The sequence below is a fragment of the Limnohabitans sp. G3-2 genome (assembly GCF_002778275.1).
Lineage (GTDB): Bacteria > Pseudomonadota > Gammaproteobacteria > Burkholderiales > Burkholderiaceae_C > Limnohabitans_A.
Genome location: NZ_NESG01000006.1, coordinates 1 through 20,480, shown reverse-complemented (window position 1 = coordinate 20,480; position 20,480 = coordinate 1). Strand labels below are relative to the sequence as shown.

The following is a 20,480-nucleotide window of genomic DNA, read 5'->3' as shown; positions in this document are numbered from 1 at the left end:
CAACTGCCTGCGTAGGTCGGAGCTTCAGCTCCGACACAGGCAATTGGACGAAGCACAACGTCGGAGCTGAAGCTCCGACCTACAAAGTCTCAGCAAGCCCACGCCACACCCGATGCAGCACACCCAAAATCTGCCAGTCAACAAGCCATAAGAGACTCAAAAAATGCAAAGCAAATTCATGACCGCCACACAAGCGGCACAACTCATCCAAGACGGTGACACCGTGGGCCTCATGGGCGGCGGCGGCGGCTTGATGGAAGCGACCCATGTGTTTGAAGCGGTGCAAGAACGCTTCCTCAGCACACAAACACCGCAGAACCTCACCGTCGTCCACGCGCTGGGCATTGGCGACAAAAAAACCAAAGGCATGAACTGCTTCGCGCACGAAGGTCTGGTCCGACGCGTCATTGGCGGCCACTGGGTGTGGTCGCCCGCCATGCAGCAGCTGGCCTTGGCCAACAAAATCGAGGCCTACATCCTGCCCGGTGGTGTGAGCAGCCAGCTCCTGCGCGAAATCGGTGCGGGCCGCCCCGGCGTCATCAGCCACGTGGGTCTGGGCACGGTGTGCGACCCGCGCCACGGCGGTGGCCGCATGAACGATGCCGCGCAAGACGACCTGGCCGAAGTCATCCAAATCGATGGCCGCGAATACCTGCGCTACAAACCCTTCCCCGTGCACGTGGCCATCGTGCGCGCCAGCAGCGCCGACGAGGACGGCAACATCAGCTTTGAACACGAAGCGGCCAACCTCGATGCGCAGTCTTTGGCCTTGGCTGCCCGCAACAGCGGGGGCAAAGTCATCGTGCAGGTCAAAGAACGCTTGCCCAAGGGCGCCCTCAAAGCCCGTGAAGTGCGCATCCCCTCGGCCTGGGTGGACGCCATCGTCGTGGATCCGCAGCAGTCCACCAGCTACGCCATCCCTTTCGATCCGGCCTTCAGCGGCGAGTTGACGGGGCCCGCGCGCTTGAGCAGCGAAGCCCAAGACCACGCCCGCGAAGTAGCGGCTGCGCAAGAAGCCTTCAGCGAGCGCCAGGCGGTGGCGCGACGGGCCTACCAGGAGTTGTTCAACACCGGCAAAACCCGGCCCGTCATCAACTACGGTGTGGGCGTGCCCGATGCGGTGGCCAAACTGATGGCGGCGCGCGACGAGCAGCACCGCATTTACCAAACCATCGAACACGGCACCTATGGCGGCACGCTCATGGACGGCGTGTTGTTTGGCTACGCCCGCAACGCCACCGCCATGCTGGACGCCGCGACGCAGTTCGACTTTTATGGCGGCGGGGGTCTGGACATTGCCTTTTTGGGCTTTGGCGAATTCGACGAAGAAGGCTCGGTCAACGTCTCGCGCTTGGGGGGCGTCACGGTCGGCCCCGGCGGCTTCATCGACATCGCGCAAAACGCGAAAAAAGTGGTGTTCTGTGGCACCTTGGCGGCCAAGGGCGTCCAGCTTGAAACCGGCGACGGGCAGATGCGCGTGATCGCGCAAGGTGCGGTGAAAAAGTTGGTCAAAAAAGTCGACCAAATCACCTTTTCAGGGCCGCAAGGTTTGGTGCGCCAACAAGAAGTGCTGTACCTGACCGAGCGCGCCAGCTTCAGGCTCACGCCCAAAGGCATCGAACTCTTTGAGCTGGCCCCCGGCATCGACCTGCAGCGCGATGTGCTCGACCAGATGGCGTTCGTGCCGCTGATGGCCCATCCCCTGAAGGTCATGGACGGGGCCTGCTTCAAGGCCTGAGGGTCACGAAAACGGGCCAGGGCCAGGGCCAGGGTGAGGGCCCCTTGGCCCTTGTCAAACCAAGGGCACGGTCAGTTGTTGAATGACGGCAGCCGTGTCTGGGCGCACGCCACGCCACCACTCAAAAGCCTCCGCGGCTTGCTCTGCCAACATGCCCACGCCATCGGCCAGCTGCGTCACACCGGCTTGCTGAGCGAGCCGCAGAAAGGGCGTGAGGCCCTTGCCGTAAGCCAGTTCGTAAGCCAGACACCCGGGTGCAAAAGCCGAAGTGGGCAAAGGCGGCAATTCGGCGGTCAAACTGGCCGAGGTGGCATTGAACACCGCATCAAACGCCGCTGTGCCCAGATCGGCGTAGCCGATCCCCCGAACCGGCACCGCGCCCGTCTGGTGCTGGCCCGCCAATTGAGCGAGCGCTTGGGCTTTGGCCACGGTGCGGTTGACGACCCACAACTCGGCCGGCCTCTGGGCCAAGATGGGCAGCAAGGCCCCCCGGGTCGCACCGCCCGCGCCCAAAATCAAGACCCGTCGCCCTTGCAACGGGCAGCCCAGGTTGTGCACCACATCACGCACCAGACCCACACCGTCGAAATTTTCGGCATGAACTTTGTCACCCTCGAATTTCAAGGCGTTGACGGCCCCGGCCATCTGCGCGCTGGGTGCCAGATCGGTGGCATAGGCAAAGGCATCGAGCTTGAAGGGCGCGGTCACGTTCATGCCCCGCCCCCCTGCGGCTCGAAATGTTTCCACGGCCGCGGCAAAGCCACCCAATGGGGCCAACAACTTGGTGTATTCGATGTCATGCCCGGTGACTTGGGCATAGGCGGTGTGGATGAGCGGCGACTTGCTCTGCGCGATGGGGTTGCCGATCACGGCGTAACGGTCTGTCATAAGGAATTCCAGCAAACAATCTGCCGATCTTATCGCCGCGACAGCGCCAAATGGCTGACACCGGGTCACAATGCCTTTTTGTTCTGTCAATTGCCCCATGCCACTGAGTGAACCTGCCATTGACTGCCATGTCCATGTGTTTGACCCGCTGCGCTTTCCCTATGCCCGTGACACGTGGTATGTGCCCACGCCCGCAGAAACCGGAACACCGGCCATGCTCGCCCAAGTTTTGGATGCCCACCATGTCAAGCATGCCTTGCTGGTGGGACCGAACTCGGGCTATGGCTTGGACAACCGCTGCTTGCTTGACACCCTGAAACAAGGCGGTGGCCGCTACAAAGGCATCGCTGTCGTTCCCAACGACACGGGCCTGAGCGAACTGCAAGACCTCCAAGCCGCGGGCGTGGTGGGGGTGGCGTTCAATGCCGCATTGCTGGGCACTGACTTTTATGCCAACACGGCGCCGCTCTTGCAACGGTTGCGCGATCTTGACCTGTGGGTGCAAGTGCAAATCGAAGGCAACCAACTCGTGTCTCTGAACCCCCTGTTGCAAGACAGTGGCGCCCGCGTGCTCTTTGACCACTGCGGTCGCCCTGAAGTCAAAGCCGGTGTGCAACAGGCTGGCTTCCAAGCCCTGCTGAAATGGGCAGACTCAGGGCGCGCCTGCGTGAAACTGTCGGGCTGTGCCAAGTTTTCCGCCCTGCCCTGTCCCTGGGTCGATGCAAGACCGTATGTGGCGGCGCTGATCGAATCCTTCACACCGAAAGCTTTGGTGTGGGCTTCGGACTGGCCCTTCTTGCGGGCTCCAGCCCGAATCGATTACGGGCCCCTTCAGCGTTGGCTGAAAGATTGGCTGCCCGATGCGGCCGACAGACACCAGGTGTTGTGGGACACACCGCAACGCTTGTTCGGCTTCAAGGCATGAGCCCGGACCTTCAGTGCCGCCCCACCAAACGGTAGACCACGGCGCCCAAGGCGATGACACACACGGCCGCTGCCGTGAACGCATAGGCCAGCCAGCCCATGTCCACACTTTGGGCCATGAGCAGCACCCCCGTGGACTGACCGAAAAACAGCGAACTGGCAAACAGGGTCACCGCCGTTCCCCGCGCTGCCGGCGCCATCTGCGTGGCTTGTACTTGCAAGGTGTTGTGCAACATGTAAAAGCCCAGACCCGTGAGGGTGCAGGCCAGCATCCCTTGCCAAGCCGCGCTGCCCCAGGCCAACAACAAAAAGCCCGAAACGATCAAGCCCGCACCGGTCCGCACCAGCCCCCGCTCGCCCAGCCAAGCCAGCCAACGCCGCGCCATCTGGCTGTAAAACAAGCCCCCTACGCCGTACAGCATCATGACCGAGCCTGCGGCCACCACACTCAAACCATAGTGCTGGTGCAAATGTGTGGGCATGAAGGCCATGGAGCCGAAGACCAAAGCCCCTTCGCTGGCCGTGACGCTCAGCACCCAGCGCACCCGTGGCATGCCCAACAATTGCCCCGTCGTGCGCAGCGAGGCCCATAAACCGGGCGCATCGCAAGCTGAGGCCAGCGGGTGGCGGCGCAGCAAACGCCACAACATGGCAGCGGCCACCGAAAACAACACCGACAGAACCACAAAGGCGCTTCGCCAGCCCAGCGCGTCGGCGGCAAAACCACCAAACCACAGGCCACTCATCATGCCGATCACGGTGGCGCTCATGATTTTGGCCAGCGTTTCCTGCCGCCTTTCGTAGGGCACTTGGTCGCCCACCCAGGCCATGGCCAAGGGAATGATGCCCGCGCCCGCCATGCCCATGAAACCGCGCATGATGACGAGCATGGGCAAATTCGCCGACATGCACGTGATGGCGCTGAACAGCGCACAGGCCAACACCGCCCAAGACACCACACGCAGCTTGCCAAAGCGGTCCCCCAAAGGGCCATACAGCAGCTGAGAGAACCCATACACCACGGCATACACCGAGACCACCGCCGAGGCGTCTCCCGTACTGACCTGGAACTCCTCGCTGAGCACGACCAGCATGGGATCGCCAATGCGCATGGCGGCCATGCTGGCAAAACCCGCCAAGCCCAAGACCTTCAGGTACTGGCTCTCGAGGTGTGGCGTGAGTGGGGTCATGCGCTGGGTGTCAGGCCAATTGCTGCTCCAGGTCATGCAAGACCTGGTAGCACGGCAAGACTTGCGCGATGCTGGAATTGGGCTCTCGGCCTTCACGGATCGCGGCAAAAAACTCGCGGTCTTGCAATTCAATACCGTTCATCGAGACGGCCACCTGGGACACGTCGATTTGCGCCTCCTTGCCCGTGAACAAATCGTCATAACGGGCCAGGTAAGTCCCGGTGTCACCGATGTAGCGGAAGTAGGTGCCCAGTGGGCCGTCGTTGTTGAAACTCAGGCTCAGGGTGCAAATCGCCCCATTGGCCGCTTGCAGCTGGATGCTCATGTCCATGGCGATACCCAGGGTGGGGTGGATCGGACCTTGCACCGCATGGGCTTTGACAATGGGACTGCCGCACTGGTAGGCGAACAAATCCACCGTGTGCGCGGCATGGTGCCAAAGCAGGTGGTCGGTCCAGCTGCGGGCCTGGCCCAGCGCGTTCATGTTGGTGCGGCGGAAAAAGTAGGTCTGCACATCCATTTGCTGGATGTTGAATTCACCGGCCTTGATTTTCTGGTTCACCCACTGGTGGCTGGGGTTGAAGCGGCGGGTGTGGCCCACCATGGCCACGAGACCTGTTGCTTGTTGGACACGCAAAACTTCCTGGCCCTCCTGGTACACATCGCACAGCGGGATTTCAACCTGCACGTGCTTACCGGCCTGCAGGCAAGCCAGGGTCTGGCTGGCGTGCATTTGTGTGGGTGTGCACAAGATGACGGCGTCGACTTCTTTCAGAGCCAATGACTCATGGAGGTCGGTGGTGACGTGAGCAATGCCGTATTTGTCCGCCACCTCTTGGGTTTTGGCCAACTCACGGCCGATCAAAGAGACGACTTGCACGCCGTCGATGTTTTGGATGCCGTCAAGGTGTTTGATGCCGAAGGCGCCAGCGCCCGCCAGGGCGACTCGGATGGTTTGACTCATGGTGAACTCTCTCAGGTATTTTCAAGAATGGCGTGGCCCACCGCCGTGTTGCTGGCAGGCACATGGTAGAAGCGGTGCGCAAGATTCGGCGCCTGACCGGTCACTTGGCCGTCCTGGACATCGCTCATCGCGCCGCGCGCGATCAGCCACATCACCAGCTCAATGCCTTCGCTGCCGGCTTCGCGCACGTAGTCGATGTGCGGTGTGTTGGCGGCGGCCACCGGGTCGTGGATCAGCTGGTCCAGCCAAGCGTTGTCCCATTCGCGGTTGATGAGCCCGGCACGCGCACCCTGCAGTTGGTGGCTCATGCCGCCTGTGCCCCAGATGTGCACATTCAGGTCTTCGTCAAAGCTCTCGACCGCTTTGCGGATGGCTTGCCCCAACTTGAAGCAGCGCTGGCCACTGGGCACAGGGTACTGCACCACGTTCACCGCAAACGGAATCACCGGGCAAGGCCAAGCGTCCTTCACAGGGTCCAGCTCGCCGCACATCAGGGACAAGGGCACCGTGAGGCCGTGGTCCACATCCATCTTGTTGACGATGGTCAGGTCAAAGTCTTGCTGGATGACCGATTGGGCGATGTGCGAGGCCAGCTCCGGGTGACCCTTGACGACCGGCACAGGGCGCGGACCCCATCCCTCGTCAGCGGGCTGGTACGCGGGCGCCGTGCCGATGGCAAACGTCGGGATCATGTCCAGGCTGAAGGCCGTGGCGTGGTCGTTGAACACCAAAATGATCACGTCGGGTGGGTTGTCCTTCATCCACTGCTTGGAAAACTCGTAGCCCGCAAACAGGGGTTTCCAGTAGTCTTCTTGGATCTTGCCCAGGTCCATGGCCGCACCAATGGCGGGGACATGCGAGGTGAAAACGGATGCGGTGATTTTGGCCATGTTTATGCTGCCTTTCCTGGTGCACGTTGGGTTTGACCCGCTGCCCCTTGGGGCTGGCGGTGCGCCTGCGCATCGCCGTCTTCCCCGATGTAGCGGTTGCCTTCGATGCTGCGGCCACCTTGGACCATCATGTTGCGGTACTCCTCTTCGGTCATACCGGTCATGGAGCCCGCCATTTGTTGGAAGCTCTTGCCGTCGGTCGAACCGATTTTGGCGAGGAAGTAAATGTTGCCGCCGGTGCGCATGCACCAGTTCAGGTCGCGCGCCAACACGGCTTGTTTTTGTTCCTCGCTCATGGGCCACTCGTCCAGGTAGGCGCGTTCGTCGGCCTTGAAGCGTTCGCGGTTCTCCGCCTTCATCAGCGACATGCAAAACTGGTTGATCCAGTAACCTTTGCGCGATTGCTCGGCGTCAAAAATGATCGTGCCGGGCACGTCGGTGTAGGGTTTGTCGAGTGCCATCAGTTGTTCTCCTCGGGCCAGTACAGGCGCATCGGGTTGTCCACCAACAGCTTGCGTTGCAGCTCTGATGTGGGCGCGATGTGCGGGATGAAGTCCACCAGCAGGCCATCGTCGGGCATGTGGTCTTTCAAGTTGGGGTGAGGCCAGTCGGTGCCCCACAACACGCGGTCTGGAAACGCCTCCACGATGCGCTTGGCAAAGGGGATGACGTCCTGGTAAGCGTTTTGCTCGCCGTTCAATGCCTTGGGGCCAGTGACCGACAAACGCTCGGGGCAAGACACCTTGCTCCAGACATTGGGGTGCTCGCGCATGAACTTCTGGAACAGCGCGAACTGCGGGCCGTCCACGGGCAGAGACACATCGGGGCGGCCCATGTGGTCCACCACCACGGTGGTGGGCAGTGCGGTGAAGAAGTCCCACAACTCAGGCAGATCGACCGCCTCGAAATAAATGACCACATGCCAGCCCCATTTTTGAATGCGGCCAGCGATCTCGAGCAACTCGTCCTTGGGCGTGAAATCCACCAGGCGCTTGACGAAGTTGAAGCGCACGCCGCGCACACCCGCGTCGTGCATGGCCTGGATCTCTTCGTCCGTCACGCTGCGTTTGACGGTGGCCACACCACGCGCCTTGCCGCCGGAGTTGACCAGGGCATCGACCATGGCCCGGTTGTCCGCGCCGTGGCAAGTGGCCTGCACCACCACGTTGCGCTCAAACCCAAGGTGGTCGCGCAGCGCATACAGCTGGTGCTTGGACGCATCGCAGGGCGTGTACTTGCGCTCAGGTGCATACGGAAACTCGGCGCCGGGGCCGAACACGTGGCAATGCGCGTCCACTGCGCCAGCGGGCAGTTGGAAAGTCGGTTGGCTGGGACCGGTGTACCAGTCCATCCAGCCAGCGGTTTTGGTGAAATCACCTGTTGTGGGTTTGGTCATCGTGAAAGCCTTATCCATGTCTAATTGGTAGGTCGGCGGCTTTAGCCCCGACATGAACCTGTGTCAATCCGCACCTGTCGGACCTGAAGGTGCCGACCTACAGGCGGTCAGTCGATGTACTTCAGCCCCGCAGCCGCCAGCGGCTCGCGCATCTTGTACATATCGAGGCCCAGCACACCGGAGGCCAGTTTGGCGCGTTTTTCGCCTTCGAAGCTTTCGCGTTTTTGCGCCGCTTCGAGCGTTTGCACGGCACGGGCAGCCGGCACGCACACCACACCATCGTCATCGGCCACGACCACGTCGCCGGGCGTCACCACCATGCCTGCGCACACCACAGGGATGTTGACCGAGCCGATGGTGGCCTTGATGCAGCCCTTGCTGCTGATGGCTTTGCTCCACACCGGAAAGTTCATTTTTTGCAGCTCTTTCACATCGCGCACACCGGCGTCAATGATCAGGGCTCGCGCGCCACGGGCCTGAAAGGACGTGGCCAACAGGTCACCAAAGTAACCGTCGGTGCAGTCGGCTGTGATGGCCGCGACCACGATGTCGCCCGGCTGAATCTGTTCAGCCACCACGTGCATCATCCAGTTGTCGCCGGGGTGCAAGAGCACCGTCACGGCCGTGCCCGACACCTGCGCACCGGGATAAATGGGGCGCATATAAGACTTCATGAGGCCCACGCGGCCCATGGCCTCATGCACCGTGGCGGAGCCAAGGGCCGCCAGGCCATCAGCGGCTGCGCGGTCCGCGCGGGTGATGTTGCGGTAAACAACGCCGAGTTCGTACATGCTTATCTCCTGATAGGGGGTTTGCGTTGTGGGAGGTCGCCCCTGCGGCCGAATGCAAGTGACCATTCGGCTGCAGGGGCAGCCTCCCACAAAAGACGTGTTATTTGCCCTTGGCGGTCAACTGATCGTCCAGACGCTTGAAGACGCGGCGCGCATTGCCTTCGTAGACCATGTAACGCTCTTGGTCGTTCAGGTTGGCCGTGGCTTGCACATAGCGCTTGGTGTCGTCGTAGTAGTGGCCGGTTTCGGGGTCGATGCCGCGCACCGCCCCGATCATCTCGGAAGCAAACAAAATGTTCTTGACCGGGATCACTTTGGTCAGCAAGTCGATGCCTGGCTGGTGGTACACGCAGGTGTCAAAGAAGATGTTGTTCAGCAGGTGCTCGGACAACAAGGGCTTCTTCAGCTCTTGGGCCAAACCGCGAAAGCGCCCCCAGTGGTAAGGCACCGCGCCGCCGCCATGCGGGATCAAGAACTTCAGCGTCGGAAAGTCCTTGAACAAATCACTGGTCAGGCACTGCATGAAGGCGGTGGTGTCGGCGTTCAGGTAGTGCGCACCGGTGGTGTGAAAACAGCTGTTGCAACTGGTGCTCACGTGGATCATCGCGGGGATGTCGTACTCGACCATCTTCTCGTAAATGGGGTACCAGGCCTTGTCGCTCAAGGGCGGCGATGTCCAGTGACCGCCCGAGGGATCGGGGTTGAGGTTGATGCCCACGTTGCCGTATTGCTCGACGCACTTGACCAGCTCGGGAATGCAGGTGGCCGGGTCCACGCCGGGCGACTGGGGCAGCATGGCGGCAGGCACAAAGTGGTCGGGGAACAGCTGGCTCACGCGGTAGCACAGCTCGTTGCAGATCGCGGCCCAAGTGGACGACACATGGAAGTCGCCGATGTGGTGGGCCATGAAACTGGCCCGCGGGCTGAAGATGGTGATGTCCGAGCCACGCTCTTTCATCTTGGCCAGCTGGTTGGTCTCGATGGTCTCACGCAGTTCGTCATCGCTGATCTTCAGCTCGGACACTTTGGGCATGGACGCGGGGTCCTTGATGCCGGCGATCTGGCGGTTGCGCCAATCTTCCAGCGCCTTGGGGGCGGTGGTGTAGTGGCCGTGCACGTCGATGATCAAGGGTTTTGTTTGGCTCATGGTGGCTTCCTCAGGTGACCTTTGCTGGTTTGGATTGTGCCGTGACACCTGGCGACGGCGCCTCCCCATGGGCATCTAGCAGATAGATCAAAAACGCATAGCCAAGATGCGGATATGACAAAATGATCTGCAACGATAGCCCCTCAAGACCCCCATGGACCTCAAACAGCTGGAATATTTTGTGCGCGTGGCGGAACTGGGCAGTTTCACCCGCGCCGCCCAAGCCCTGAACATCGCTCAACCGGCCCTGAGCCGCCAAGTGCGGCTGCTCGAAGTGGAGTTGCGGCAAAACCTGCTGGTGCGTAACGGGCGGGGCGCCACGCCCACCCAGGCCGGGCAACTGCTGCTCGAGCACGGGAGGGGCATCTTGCACCAAGTCGAGCGGGCGCGCGAAGAACTCGGGCGGGTGCGCACGGGGCTCACGGGTCGGGTGGCGCTCGGGCTCCCGCCCAGCGTGGCCCGGATGCTCACGGTCCCCTTGACCCGCGCCTTTCGCGCCAAGATGCCCGAGGCCCAGCTCTCCATCAGTGAGGGCCTGTCGAGCGCGATGCAGGAAAACCTCCAAAACGGCCGCTTGGACATCGCCGTGCTCTACAACCCCAGCCCCATGCCAGGCATCGAGCACACCCCTCTGGTTCAAGAAGAACTGTTGCTGGTGCAGCCCCGCCCACCCGGCTTGCAAGAAGACCCGCCCCCACCCGCCATCCGCTTGCAAGAGGTCGCCGCCCTGCCCTTGGTCATCCCCACGCGCCCCAACGCCATCCGCATGCATGTGGAGTCGGAAATGGCCGCCATCGGCTGCCGGCCGCTCATTGCGCTGGAGATCGATGGCGTCAGTGCCATTCTGGACTTGGTGGCCGACGGCGCGGGCTACGCCATCTTGCCGCGCAACGCCGTCGTGCGATCGGTTCGCCCCTCGGCCTACACCGTCAGGTCTGTCTCAGCGCCGGCCTTGAACATTCAGCTCACAACGGCCATCAGTTCCTTGCGCCCCACCACCTTGACCCAACAAGCCACGCTCGCCTTGATCAACGACATCTCTCGGGCTTGGCTGAGCGCTGGCTAAGGGTTCAAAGTGGGTGGTGCTGCAACACCCAGAGCAAACCACTGAGAGAGAAGAAAGACAGCACCGTCGTCACCAGCGCGGCAGCCGCGCTGACCGCGCCGTGCCCATGGCGCTGACTCAAAATCGTGTAAATGCCCATCATGGGCAAAGCGCTGGTCAACAAAACCGCTGAACGCAGTGCAGGGTCGGCAATCGGCACCACCCACGTGAGCACAGCCCACATGACCAATGGGCTGATGAGCAACTTGCCCACCACAATCTGGGCCACCGTGCCTTGCAAGCCATTGACCTGGAGCCCGACCAATGAGCCGCCAATGACAAAGAGCGACAAGGCCGCGCTGGCTTGCGCAAACAAATCCACCGTTCGGCCCAAGGGTGCGGGCATGACCCAGCCTGAAAGCGAAAACAAGAAGCCCCCCACAATGCCCCAAATCATGGGGTTCTGTGCCAAGTTTTTGAGGGTTTGCCCAATCAAGCCCCGCCAACGGCCCGCCAGACCTCCGTCTGAATCCGCCACCGCCAGCAAGAGGGGGATCATCAAGAGGTTCTCCACCACCATGTTCAAGGCCAGTGCCACACCTGCCACCGGGCCAAAGCTGAGCAACATGATCGGGTAACCCACAAAACCGCTGTTGGGGCAAGACATCCCCATGGCCATCATGCTGCCAAAGCTCAGGCTGTGACCTTTGACTTTGCGGGCCCACAAAAGCGCCCCCCCCGTCACCACCAGGGCGCCCATGGCATAGGCCAAAAGGTAGGCAGGATTGAGGATTTCTGCAACCGTGCGCTGCGACAGCGCATTGAACAACAAGGCGGGCAGCGCCAGGTTCAGGGTGAACTTGCCAAAAACCTGCATGTCGCTTTGAGTGAACAAGCCTTGACGTGTCGCCCAGTAGCCCAGCGCGATGGCGCAGTAAATCGGGCCGGTGATGCCCAAAATCTCCAAAGCCGCACCCATGGAAGAAGCCTGCATCAACGCGTGAACAGTTGCCCGACCAACCACAGACTCAATGACGGCACCATCAACAAGACCACCAAGCGGCCGATGTCCCAGGCCAAGAAAGGCATCAGGCCTTTGTAGGTTTCGCTCATGGGCACATCACGCGCCAGGCTGTTGACCACATAAACGTTCAAGCCCACCGGTGGCGCAATCAAGCCAAAGCTGACCGTCATCAACACCAAAATGCCAAACCACAGCGCCTTGAGTTCATAGGTCAAGCCCCACAAATCGAGGGCCATGACCGCCGGGAAAATCACGGGGATGGTCAAGAGCAGCATGGACAACTCGTCCATCACGCAGCCCAAAACGATGTACAAAATCAGCACCGCCGTGACAATGCCCAAAGGCGCCACGGGCAAGCCCGACACCCAAAAAGCCACCATTTTGGGCATTTCCGTGAGCGCCAAGGTGGCGTTCATCATGTCCGCGCCCAAAAAAATCATGAACACCATCGCCGTGGTCTCAGCGGTGCTCAGCAATGCGGCTTTCATGCCTGCCGACTTGAGTTCTTTTTTGGCCAAACCCACCAACAAAGTCAACACAGCGCCCACACCCGCGCCCTCGGTGGGTGAAAAGTAGCCGCCGTAAATGCCCCCAAAAACCACCACAAAAACTGCCACGATCGGCCAGATCGACAGCAAAGCGGCCCACTTTTCTGCCCAAGGCAGTGCCGGGGTCAGCGGCGCCATATCGGGCCGTGCGCGGGCATACAGGCCAATCACCAACAGGTAACCCAACATGGCCAAGATGCCGGGGACAATGGCCGCGGCAAACAGCTTGGCAATGTTTTGCTCGGTCAAAATGGCATACACCACCAGTGGCACAGAGGGGGGAATCAGAATGCCCAAAGTACCGCCCGCCGCCAATGAGGCTGTGGACAAACGGCCTTGGTAACCATGGCGTCGCATCTCGGGGTAAGCCACTTGGGTGATGGTGGCCGATGTCGCCACCGAAGAGCCGCAAACCGCACCGAATGCACCCGCTGACAAGACAGAGGCCATGGCCAAACCGCCACGCACATGCCCCACCAATGCCGCTGCCGCTTTGAAGAGGTCTCTGCTCAGTCCGCCTTGTGTGGCGAATTGCCCCATCAGCAAAAACAAAGGAATCACGCTCAACTCATAAACCGTCAAACGCGCCACGGCGCTGCCCTTGAGGAAGTTCAGCATGGTGGCCGTGTCGCTCATCAGGGCGTAACCGACCAGACCCGGAATGAACATGGCCGCCGCGATGGGCACGCGCAAGGCCATGAGCACAATCATGGCCACAAACATCACCAAGCCAATTTGGGGGGCCCACTGCATCATGCGGTCACCTCTTGCTGGGATGGGGATGGTCCGAACAGGCCTTGCACCAATGCCACCCAACCGGCCAAAGCCAAGCCCGGTGCCAAACAGGCATAGGCCCACCACATGGGCAAGCTGATGATCATGGTGGTCTCACCGGCTTCGCGGACCGAGAGGGCCCCGATGCTGGTGCGCCAGGCCAACAAACCGTAAAGCAACACCAAGGACAAGTTGCCCAGGGCATCGAGTCTGTTGCGGGTGCCTTCTGAGCTGGACTGGGTGAAGAAATCCACAATGATGTTCCCTCTTTGCAACTGGCAGTAAGGCAGGCACATGGAAATGGCAAATGCAATGCCCATTTGCGTCATCTCCACATCCCCGGGGATGGGTTGAGACCAAACAGCACGCATGATCACACTCACCAAGGTGAGGAAGCCCGTGGCCAGCGCCACGGCGGCACCCACCATTCCAAAAGCCCGGCACAGGGGCGCTAACAGCATTGACGACGACATCATGGATTTCCAGTTCAATAAAGCCAAACCAGCCCCTCAGGCCGAGGGGCTGGCCGACCCTCACTTGTTGTATTTTTTGATCAGGTCTTTGGCGTCTTGCAGCATCTGCTTGCCGGGCAAACCGCGCTTGTCCATGTCGGCCACCCATTCGTCATACAAAGGGGCCGAGGCTTGGATCCAGCGGTCAGTCTCAGCAGCGCTGATCTTGTTGAAGGTGTTGCCGCGGGCGACAGCCGCATTGCGACCAGTGGCTGTGGCTTCATCCCAATAACGACCGATGGTGCGCGACAGGTTGGCACCGCTGTTTTTGTCGATCACGCTCTTGAGGTCTGCCGGCAAGCTGTCGTACTTGGCCTGGTTCATCGCCATCACGAAACCCGCGGTGAACATGGAAGGACGGCTGGGTTCAATTTCGGTGTGAAACTTGCTGACTTCGTGCAACTTGAAGGCCGGGATGATTTCCCAGGCGGTCATGAAGCCGTCGATCGTGCCTTTGGTCATGGCGTCGGCCACAGGGGGAATGGGCATGCCCACAGGGGTTGCGCCCAAACGGGCCAAGAGTTTGGTGGATTGGCGGCTGGCCGCACGGATCTTCAAACCCTTGAAGTCTTCCATGGTTCGGATGGATTTGCTGGAGGTGCTGACAAAGCCTTCGTCGTGAACCCAGGTGGCCAAGATTTTGGTGCCTGTGAATTCTTTGGTGGCGTACTTGCTGTAGTAGTCCCAGGCGGCGGCAGATGCCGACTCGGCCGTGTTGGTCATGAAGGGCAACTCCAGCGCTTCCATGATCGGAAAGCGGCCGGGGGTGTAGCCAGGCAAAGTCACCACCAAATCGTCCACGCCGTCCTTGACACGGTCCACCAACTGCGCGGGCGTACCGCCACCGGTCATGGCAGGCAGGATTTGGCAACGCATGCGGTTGTTGGAATCTTTGGCAATGGCTTCACACCATGGGGCCACCACGCGGCTGTGACCAATGGCCATGGTGGGCCAAATGTGGTGCACTTTGAGCACCACTTCTTGGGCTTGTGCAGATGCTGCAGCCGCCAGCGCCAGCGCGGTGGCGCCGCGCATCCATCGGTTTTTAATGGTCATGAAAGTCTCCTGGTTGGTTGGGGGGATCGAAAAAAACAAACAAACGGCCTGAAGTGAAACAGGCTCAACGGAAAAACACAAACTCAGACTGTCGCCTCAGTAACGCCCAACGCCCAGCCTCAAAAGCCCAGACGTCGAGGTGTTCACCGAGTTTTTGCACAGGGTCGGCCGGGCGACCGGCGGCTGTCTTGTCGTCGCTCAGGCGCCCTGTCCACAGCAGCACCGTGGCCTTGGACTGCACCCGATCGGGGGAGGTCCACACCAGATGGACATTGGACAAAAGGTGCCGGGTCATGCGGTCCGGCTGGCGCTGGGCATAGGCGTCACACACCGCCTGTGGCCCTTGCAGCGCTTGGCCATCGGGCCTGACGAAAACCACATCGGGGTGCAAGCAGTTCGCCAAATCGGCCAGATCACTGTGGTCAATGGCCCAGCCCACGCGGACGATGAGCGCGTGAATGGCTTGCTCGTGCGCCGTGCGCCAAAGCAGGTCGGGCTCGTCCATTGTGGGCTGACTCACACCGACTCCATGGGCAAAGGTGTCGACGCCAGCCAGTCGGCCAACACCTGCGCCACGGCCGCAGGCTGCTCCATCGGCGCCATGTGACCGGCTGACTCGATCGCGGTCAAAACCGCTTGGGGCAACAAGTGGGCCATGGCTTGGTGTTGCGCCAAAGGGGACCAACTGTCTTGCGCGCCACACAGCAGGTAAACCGGCCCTGCCGTGCTTTGCAGGGTTTGGCTGGCATCGGGCCTGGCCAACAAGGCGCGAATCTGCGCAGCGAAATGCGCTGGCGTGCGCCGGGCAAACATGGCGACGATGTCGTCCATCAGGGCGGTGTCGCTCAAACGCGAAGGGTTGACCATGCCTTGCGCCCAAGTGCGGGCCATGGTCTGCACGCCTTGGCTCTGCGCCAAATCCAGCAAGGACTGACGTTTGGCCGCCTCGGCTTGGCCTTCAGCACCCAGTGGGCGAGCCAGGTAACCCGTGTCCAACAAGGCCAAGCGCCGCACCCGTTGAGGCGCCAGACGGCGCATCTCCAGCGCCACCCGCCCCCCCATGGAATGCCCGGCTACCGCCAAAGCGCCCGGGACAGCCGCCAAAATTTGCTGCGCCATGCCCACGATGTCATCGCACAGTCCGTGGTCGGGCACCACCGCGCCATGGGCTTGCGTCCCCAAATGCGCCATCACGCCAGACCAAACCGCGTGATCACACATCAGGCCCGGCACCAGCACCAGAGTGGTGTTCGCCATGTCAGAGGTCCAGCACCAAACGCGCGGTCTGGCTGCGTGAACAGCACAGCATGATGCAGTCGCCTTTGGCTTGCTCCTCGGGGGTCAGGTAACTGTCCCAGTGGTCGGGCGTGCCCGCCACCACAGTGGTCAAGCAGGTCCCGCAAATGCCTTCGGCGCAAGAGAACGGCGCGTCATGCCCCGCATCTTGGAGCGCTTTCAAAATGGACTGCTCTTTGCCGACCTGCAAAATGGTGCCGCTTTTTTGCAACTGGATTTCAAAGCTGCCATCTGCAGCAATGGGGGTTTGGGTCAAATCTGTGCTGTTCATGCGCTCACTCCGGTGGTGTTTTCCAAGGCCAGCCAACGGTCAATGATGCGGCGCGATTGCACGCCACCCGAATCGATGTTGAGCATCAGCAGTTTGCGGTCCGGCCATTGGCTGATGTTGGCTTGCTGCAATTGCAGCATTTCCATGTCCTCGTTGAAGATGCCGCCTTGCCCGATCCGAATCTTGTCGGTCAGTGCCGCATCGTGCGGCTTGAATTGGCGCGCCATGCCCCAGTGGTACCAATGCGAGGTTTCGGTCTCGGGGGTGATGAAGTCCACCACCACGCTGTAAGCCTTGTGCTCGGGCGCGGCATCGAAGCCCCCTTTGCCCGCCAGGGCCACACCCACGTCGATCATGATGTGGCTGGGCGGCGTGAAGCGGCAAATCTGCCAGCGATCGACCTTGGCCTGGGGGTCCAGGCCATTGGCAGCCATGGCCATTTGCCAAAAGGGCGGTGCCTGTATGCACTCCATGTGGCGTTGCAAGATGACTTGGTCGCCCTCGACCGTGGTGGTGCAGGGCGTCTCGTCGATCTCCGGCTGACCGATGCTGTTGGCGTGCACATAGGTCTCGTGCGTCAAGTCCATCAGGTTGTCGATCATGAGGCGGTAGTCCGCCTTGACGTGGTAGAGCCCGCCGCCATAAGCCCAGGCGGGGTTGTCAAAAAACTCAAAGAGGGGCATTTGCGCTTCGTCGGCCTTGGCCTGATCGCCAGGCCAGACCCAAACGAATCCGTAGCGCTCGACCACGGCGTAGCTCTTGATGGCCGGAAAACCGCGCACGCGTTGGCCTGGCATGTGCACCGTCTTGCCTTCGCAGCCCATCTCCAGGCCGTGGTAGCCGCACACCAATTTGCCCTCGCACACTTTGCCCAGCGACAAAGGCGCACCGCGGTGCGGACAAAAATCTTCCACAGCCGCCACTTTGCCGTCGGGACCTTTGAAAAAAGCCATGGACTCATTGCAAATCTTGCGGCCCAGCGGCTTGTCGCCCAAGGCCTCCAATTCGGTCATGGCACAGGCCACATACCAGGTGTTTTTGATGAACATGTTTCAGACCTTGTTTCGAATGAGTTGCACACCGGGCATGTCGACCTGCTGCGGGTTTTGCATGACCAAGCCGAGGTTGTGACGTGCCAGCCGAGAATGCTCACGCATCAGCGCCTCGGCGCGACCGGCCTCCCGTTGCACGATGGCGTCCAGCACTTGCCGGTGCTGGTGCTGCGCGACCACCAGCATGTCGCGCGCATCGGCCGTATGGGCTTGAACGCCCACAAAACCGGAAGCAGAAGCAAAAGGCAGGCGAGATGCCCGCTCAATTTCGCGGGCCAAAACATCGCTGTTGGCCATGTCGGCCAACAGTTTGTGAAAGCGCCCGTTCAGACCCACATAGCTGGAAAAACTTTCGTCATCCAAGGCCGCTTGCCGCAGCAGCTGGTCGATTTGATCCAAGCAAGCACAGGCCTGGGCCATCACGGCGGCCGGCGCGCCACGCTCGGCCGCCAGCCGCGCGGCCAGGCCTTCGAGTGTGCCGCGCAGCTCGATGGCATCGGCCACCTCGCGCTCGGAAAAAGTGCGTACCGCATAGCCCCCACCACTCAAGGCTTCCAACAAACCTTCCTGTCCAAGACGCATCAGCGCCGCCCGAATGGGGGTGCGCGACATGCCCAGGCGCTCGACCAGCGCCAACTCGGCAATGCGCGACCCGGCTGGCAGGTCACCGGCCAGGATCAGCTCGCGCACACGCTGCTGCGCCTTGACAGCTTGCGAGCTGCCTTCGGCGTCAGAATCGAGCAGATGTACAGTGGATGCGGGCATGGGGGTGTGCGTGAAAAGCTGGATTTAACCACCTTCACCACCCGCGCTGTATACAGAAAACCCTAATAACCCCTTAATTTGCTCAATTTTTAAGCGAATAATGCACTTCATGTATCCAGCAGACCCCACAGAAACCCGCAAGAAAACCGCTTGGCGGGATGGATGAGGCCCATGGATTTGCAATTTCTCGAATTTGACTGCAGCGAAGACAGCCAAGGCGTGGTCTGCTGGGACGCCTTGGCCCAACCCGCTGCACGCCACACCCCCGCCCTGCTGGAAGAGGTGCGGCTCTTGCTGGCTTGGGCGCACCGCTTCAGCTCGCAAGCACCAGGCCCTCTGGAGGACGGCGCCGATTGGGACTTTGACCTGCAGGTGCATGGCGGCAACAGACCGGTGCATTGCCTTTGGCACAGCACGCAGGAAAAACTCGAACTCTCGCCCCCCGCCTCGGCCACCGAGGAAATCGCCCTGAGTCTGAGCATCAGCGGCACCCCTGCATTTGCACACGCCTTTCGCGAGCAATGGCACACCCCTTGAACACCGCCCAGCCACCCGCCCCGGTCAGTTTGGCGCAGGCCCTGAAGTTCTGGCTGTGGCTGGGCTGCGTCAGCTTTGGCGGCCCGGCAGGCCAGATCGCCCTGATGCACGAGGAGCTGGTCGTGCGCCGCCGCTGGATTTCTGAAAAACGCTACTTGCACGCGCTGAACTACTGCATGCTGCTGCCCGGCCCCGAAGCACAGCAACTGGCCACTTACATGGGGTGGTTGATGCACGGCACGCGCGGAGGTCTTGCGGCGGGTGCACTTTTTGTATTGCCATCCCTCCTGTTGTTGATCGTGCTGAGCTGGGCCTACACCGCCTGGGGCCAACACCCTTGGGGGCAAGCCTTGCTGTGGGGCCTGAAGCCCGCGGTGACCGCGCTGGTTCTGCAGGCCACCCACCGCATGGCCCAGCGCACGCTCACAGGCCGGTGGCTGTGGGTTCTGGCCGCCTTGTCCTTTGTCGGCACCCTTTGGGGACTGCCCTTTCCGGTGCTCATCGCGGGCGCGGCGGCCGTGGGGTTTTACCTTTCTCGCCAGCGCCCTGAAGTGCCTGAGCCCATCCCTTCGACCCGCCATGCCAGGCCCTCCACCGAGGTGCCCGCCTGGCTCGACGAGCAGACAGCACCCGCCGCACACACCCACCACCGTGTCCAGTGGCTGTGGCGTGCTCTGGCCGTGGGCTTGGGTTTGTGGGCGCTGAGTCTGGGCCTGATCGCTGCGCTCTTGGGCGTGGACCACACCTTGACCCACATGGGCGGCTTTTTCACACAAGCGGCCTTGCTCACTTTTGGCGGCGCCTACGCGGTCTTGCCCTATGTGACCCAGGCGGCCGTGGTGCAATACGGCTGGCTCTCGGCGGCGCAAATGATGGATGGCCTGGCCTTGGGGGAGACCACACCCGGGCCGCTGATCATGGTGGTCGCCTTTGTCGGCTTTCTGGGCGGACACAGCCAAGCCTTGCTCGGGGACCCTTTGCTGGGCGGCGTGGTGGCCGCCTGCGTGGTGACCTGGTTCACCTTCCTGCCTTCATTTGTTTTCATTCTGGCGGGCGGCCCGCTCGTCGAATCGACACGGCACATGCCCTCTCTGACAGGTCCTCTGCAAGGGATCACGGCGGCCGTCATCGGCGTGATGATGCACCTGGCGGGTGTGTTTGCGCGCCAGACCTGGCTGCCCGGGGGCTGGCACATGTTGCCCGACTTGAGCGCGATCGCGCTGACCTTCCTCGCCCTTGGGGCCTTGGTTTGGAGGGGTGACAGCGTGCTGCGCGTGTTGTGCGGCTGTGTGTTGTGCGGTCTGCTGCGGCACGTCCTGTTGTGATGCGGCACACGCTGTCACGCATGGCGCTTGAAATGCTGGACCCTGACCCGACAGCCTGAGACAATGGCTCACTTGACTTTGGGTTTTTTCATGGCTTCCAACACCTCTGCTGCGTCATCCGCCTTCGCCCCCCTCCAAAACGACACCTTCCTGCGCGCTTGCCTGCGCCAGGCCACCGACCACACCCCCGTCTGGCTCATGCGCCAAGCCGGCCGCTACCTGCCCGAGTACTGCGCCACCCGCGCCAAAGCCGGCAGCTTCATGGGCCTGGCCACCAACGTCGACTACGCCACCGAGGTGACTCTGCAGCCGCTGGACCGTTACCCGCTCGACGCTGCCATCTTGTT

23 protein-coding genes are annotated in these 20,480 nt (G+C 61.4%); 6 read left to right on the top strand and 17 right to left on the bottom strand.

Annotated features, from left to right (window positions below; translation table 11 throughout):
* The first annotated feature begins 163 nt into the window (after positions 1-163).
* Positions 164-1,738: an acyl CoA:acetate/3-ketoacid CoA transferase gene (locus B9Z31_RS10405; RefSeq protein ID WP_100119509.1), complete on the top strand. Its 1,575-nt coding sequence runs from the start codon at positions 164-166 to the stop codon at positions 1,736-1,738.
* A gap of 54 nt (positions 1,739-1,792) precedes the next feature.
* Here B9Z31_RS10405 and aroE read toward each other — a convergent pair whose 3' ends face one another.
* Positions 1,793-2,626 carry a shikimate dehydrogenase gene (gene aroE, locus B9Z31_RS10400; RefSeq protein ID WP_100119508.1) on the bottom strand — a complete coding sequence of 278 codons (834 nt, stop codon included), beginning with the start codon at positions 2,624-2,626 and terminating at the stop codon, positions 1,793-1,795.
* A gap of 97 nt (positions 2,627-2,723) precedes the next feature.
* Here aroE and B9Z31_RS10395 point away from each other — a divergent pair, with 97 nt between their 5' ends.
* The gene (locus B9Z31_RS10395) at positions 2,724-3,551 is read left to right on the top strand and encodes an amidohydrolase (RefSeq protein ID WP_100119507.1); all 828 of its coding nucleotides are present in this window, start codon (positions 2,724-2,726) and stop codon (positions 3,549-3,551) included.
* Between the two features lie 10 nt (positions 3,552-3,561).
* On the opposite strand, the gene B9Z31_RS10390 is transcribed toward B9Z31_RS10395, so the two are convergent.
* The 7 genes from B9Z31_RS10390 to B9Z31_RS10360 all read right to left on the bottom strand — a co-directional run bounded on the left by B9Z31_RS10390 (position 3,562) and on the right by B9Z31_RS10360 (position 9,910).
* Positions 3,562-4,740, bottom strand: coding sequence for an MFS transporter (locus tag B9Z31_RS10390; RefSeq protein ID WP_100119798.1), 1,179 nt, complete (start codon positions 4,738-4,740; stop codon positions 3,562-3,564).
* Positions 4,741-4,750: 10 nt separating this feature from the next.
* The gene (locus B9Z31_RS10385; RefSeq protein WP_100119506.1) at positions 4,751-5,704 is read right to left on the bottom strand and encodes a Gfo/Idh/MocA family oxidoreductase; all 954 of its coding nucleotides are present in this window, start codon (positions 5,702-5,704) and stop codon (positions 4,751-4,753) included.
* A gap of 11 nt (positions 5,705-5,715) precedes the next feature.
* On the bottom strand, positions 5,716-6,594 hold the full coding sequence (locus B9Z31_RS10380) for a class III extradiol dioxygenase subunit beta (RefSeq protein ID WP_100119505.1): 879 nt from the start codon (positions 6,592-6,594) through the stop codon (positions 5,716-5,718).
* A gap of 2 nt (positions 6,595-6,596) precedes the next feature.
* The gene (gene ligA, locus B9Z31_RS10375) at positions 6,597-7,055 is read right to left on the bottom strand and encodes a protocatechuate 4,5-dioxygenase subunit alpha (RefSeq protein ID WP_100119504.1); all 459 of its coding nucleotides are present in this window, start codon (positions 7,053-7,055) and stop codon (positions 6,597-6,599) included.
* Complete coding sequence (locus B9Z31_RS10370) at positions 7,055-7,990, bottom strand: amidohydrolase family protein (RefSeq protein WP_100119503.1); 936 nt, start codon at positions 7,988-7,990, stop codon at positions 7,055-7,057. Before B9Z31_RS10370 ends, ligA begins: the two co-directional genes overlap by 1 nt.
* Positions 7,991-8,097: 107 nt before the next feature.
* A complete protein-coding gene (ligK, locus tag B9Z31_RS10365; RefSeq protein ID WP_100119502.1) occupies positions 8,098-8,781 on the bottom strand; it encodes a 4-carboxy-4-hydroxy-2-oxoadipate aldolase/oxaloacetate decarboxylase in 684 nt (227 codons plus the stop codon).
* Between the two features lie 100 nt (positions 8,782-8,881).
* Positions 8,882-9,910 carry an amidohydrolase family protein gene (locus B9Z31_RS10360; protein WP_100119797.1) on the bottom strand — a complete coding sequence of 343 codons (1,029 nt, stop codon included), beginning with the start codon at positions 9,908-9,910 and terminating at the stop codon, positions 8,882-8,884.
* Positions 9,911-10,082: 172 nt separating this feature from the next.
* Between B9Z31_RS10360 and B9Z31_RS10355 the strand changes: the two genes are divergently transcribed.
* Positions 10,083-10,994, top strand: coding sequence for a LysR substrate-binding domain-containing protein (locus B9Z31_RS10355; protein WP_100119501.1), 912 nt, complete (start codon positions 10,083-10,085; stop codon positions 10,992-10,994).
* A gap of 4 nt (positions 10,995-10,998) precedes the next feature.
* Here B9Z31_RS10355 and B9Z31_RS10350 read toward each other — a convergent pair whose 3' ends face one another.
* From B9Z31_RS10350 to B9Z31_RS10310, 9 genes are all read right to left on the bottom strand, one after another.
* Positions 10,999-11,952, bottom strand: a complete 954-nt coding sequence (locus tag B9Z31_RS10350; RefSeq protein ID WP_100119796.1) for an AEC family transporter — start codon at positions 11,950-11,952, stop codon at positions 10,999-11,001.
* Between the two features lie 14 nt (positions 11,953-11,966).
* The gene (locus B9Z31_RS10345; RefSeq protein ID WP_233200905.1) at positions 11,967-13,301 is read right to left on the bottom strand and encodes a TRAP transporter large permease; all 1,335 of its coding nucleotides are present in this window, start codon (positions 13,299-13,301) and stop codon (positions 11,967-11,969) included.
* On the bottom strand, positions 13,298-13,780 hold the full coding sequence (locus B9Z31_RS10340; protein WP_100119500.1) for a TRAP transporter small permease: 483 nt from the start codon (positions 13,778-13,780) through the stop codon (positions 13,298-13,300). The genes B9Z31_RS10345 and B9Z31_RS10340 overlap by 4 nt, the downstream gene beginning before the upstream one ends.
* A gap of 72 nt (positions 13,781-13,852) precedes the next feature.
* The gene (locus B9Z31_RS10335; protein ID WP_100119794.1) at positions 13,853-14,887 is read right to left on the bottom strand and encodes a TRAP transporter substrate-binding protein; all 1,035 of its coding nucleotides are present in this window, start codon (positions 14,885-14,887) and stop codon (positions 13,853-13,855) included.
* Between the two features lie 64 nt (positions 14,888-14,951).
* Positions 14,952-15,407: a nuclear transport factor 2 family protein gene (locus tag B9Z31_RS10330; RefSeq protein WP_143473841.1), complete on the bottom strand. Its 456-nt coding sequence runs from the start codon at positions 15,405-15,407 to the stop codon at positions 14,952-14,954.
* Complete coding sequence (locus B9Z31_RS10325) at positions 15,404-16,144, bottom strand: alpha/beta fold hydrolase (RefSeq protein WP_100119498.1); 741 nt, start codon at positions 16,142-16,144, stop codon at positions 15,404-15,406. Before B9Z31_RS10325 ends, B9Z31_RS10330 begins: the two co-directional genes overlap by 4 nt.
* Before the next feature lies 1 nt (position 16,145).
* Positions 16,146-16,454 carry a 2Fe-2S iron-sulfur cluster binding domain-containing protein gene (locus B9Z31_RS10320; RefSeq protein ID WP_100119497.1) on the bottom strand — a complete coding sequence of 103 codons (309 nt, stop codon included), beginning with the start codon at positions 16,452-16,454 and terminating at the stop codon, positions 16,146-16,148.
* Positions 16,451-17,503: an aromatic ring-hydroxylating dioxygenase subunit alpha gene (locus B9Z31_RS10315; RefSeq protein ID WP_100119496.1), complete on the bottom strand. Its 1,053-nt coding sequence runs from the start codon at positions 17,501-17,503 to the stop codon at positions 16,451-16,453. The genes B9Z31_RS10320 and B9Z31_RS10315 overlap by 4 nt, the downstream gene beginning before the upstream one ends.
* 3 nt (positions 17,504-17,506) lie before the next feature.
* On the bottom strand, positions 17,507-18,271 hold the full coding sequence (locus tag B9Z31_RS10310) for a GntR family transcriptional regulator (RefSeq protein ID WP_100119495.1): 765 nt from the start codon (positions 18,269-18,271) through the stop codon (positions 17,507-17,509).
* Positions 18,272-18,442: 171 nt separating this feature from the next.
* On the opposite strand from B9Z31_RS10310, the gene B9Z31_RS10305 reads away from it, so the two are divergent.
* The 3 genes from B9Z31_RS10305 to B9Z31_RS10295 form a co-directional block, all read left to right on the top strand.
* On the top strand, positions 18,443-18,808 hold the full coding sequence (locus B9Z31_RS10305) for a hypothetical protein (protein WP_100119494.1): 366 nt from the start codon (positions 18,443-18,445) through the stop codon (positions 18,806-18,808).
* Positions 18,793-20,133 (top strand): chromate efflux transporter, encoded by a 1,341-nt coding sequence (gene chrA / locus B9Z31_RS10300; protein ID WP_100119493.1) that lies wholly within the window; start codon positions 18,793-18,795, stop codon positions 20,131-20,133. The genes B9Z31_RS10305 and chrA overlap by 16 nt, the downstream gene beginning before the upstream one ends.
* A gap of 90 nt (positions 20,134-20,223) precedes the next feature.
* The coding region (locus B9Z31_RS10295) for a uroporphyrinogen decarboxylase family protein (protein ID WP_304441710.1) at positions 20,224-20,480 on the top strand (257 nt) is incomplete at its 3' end.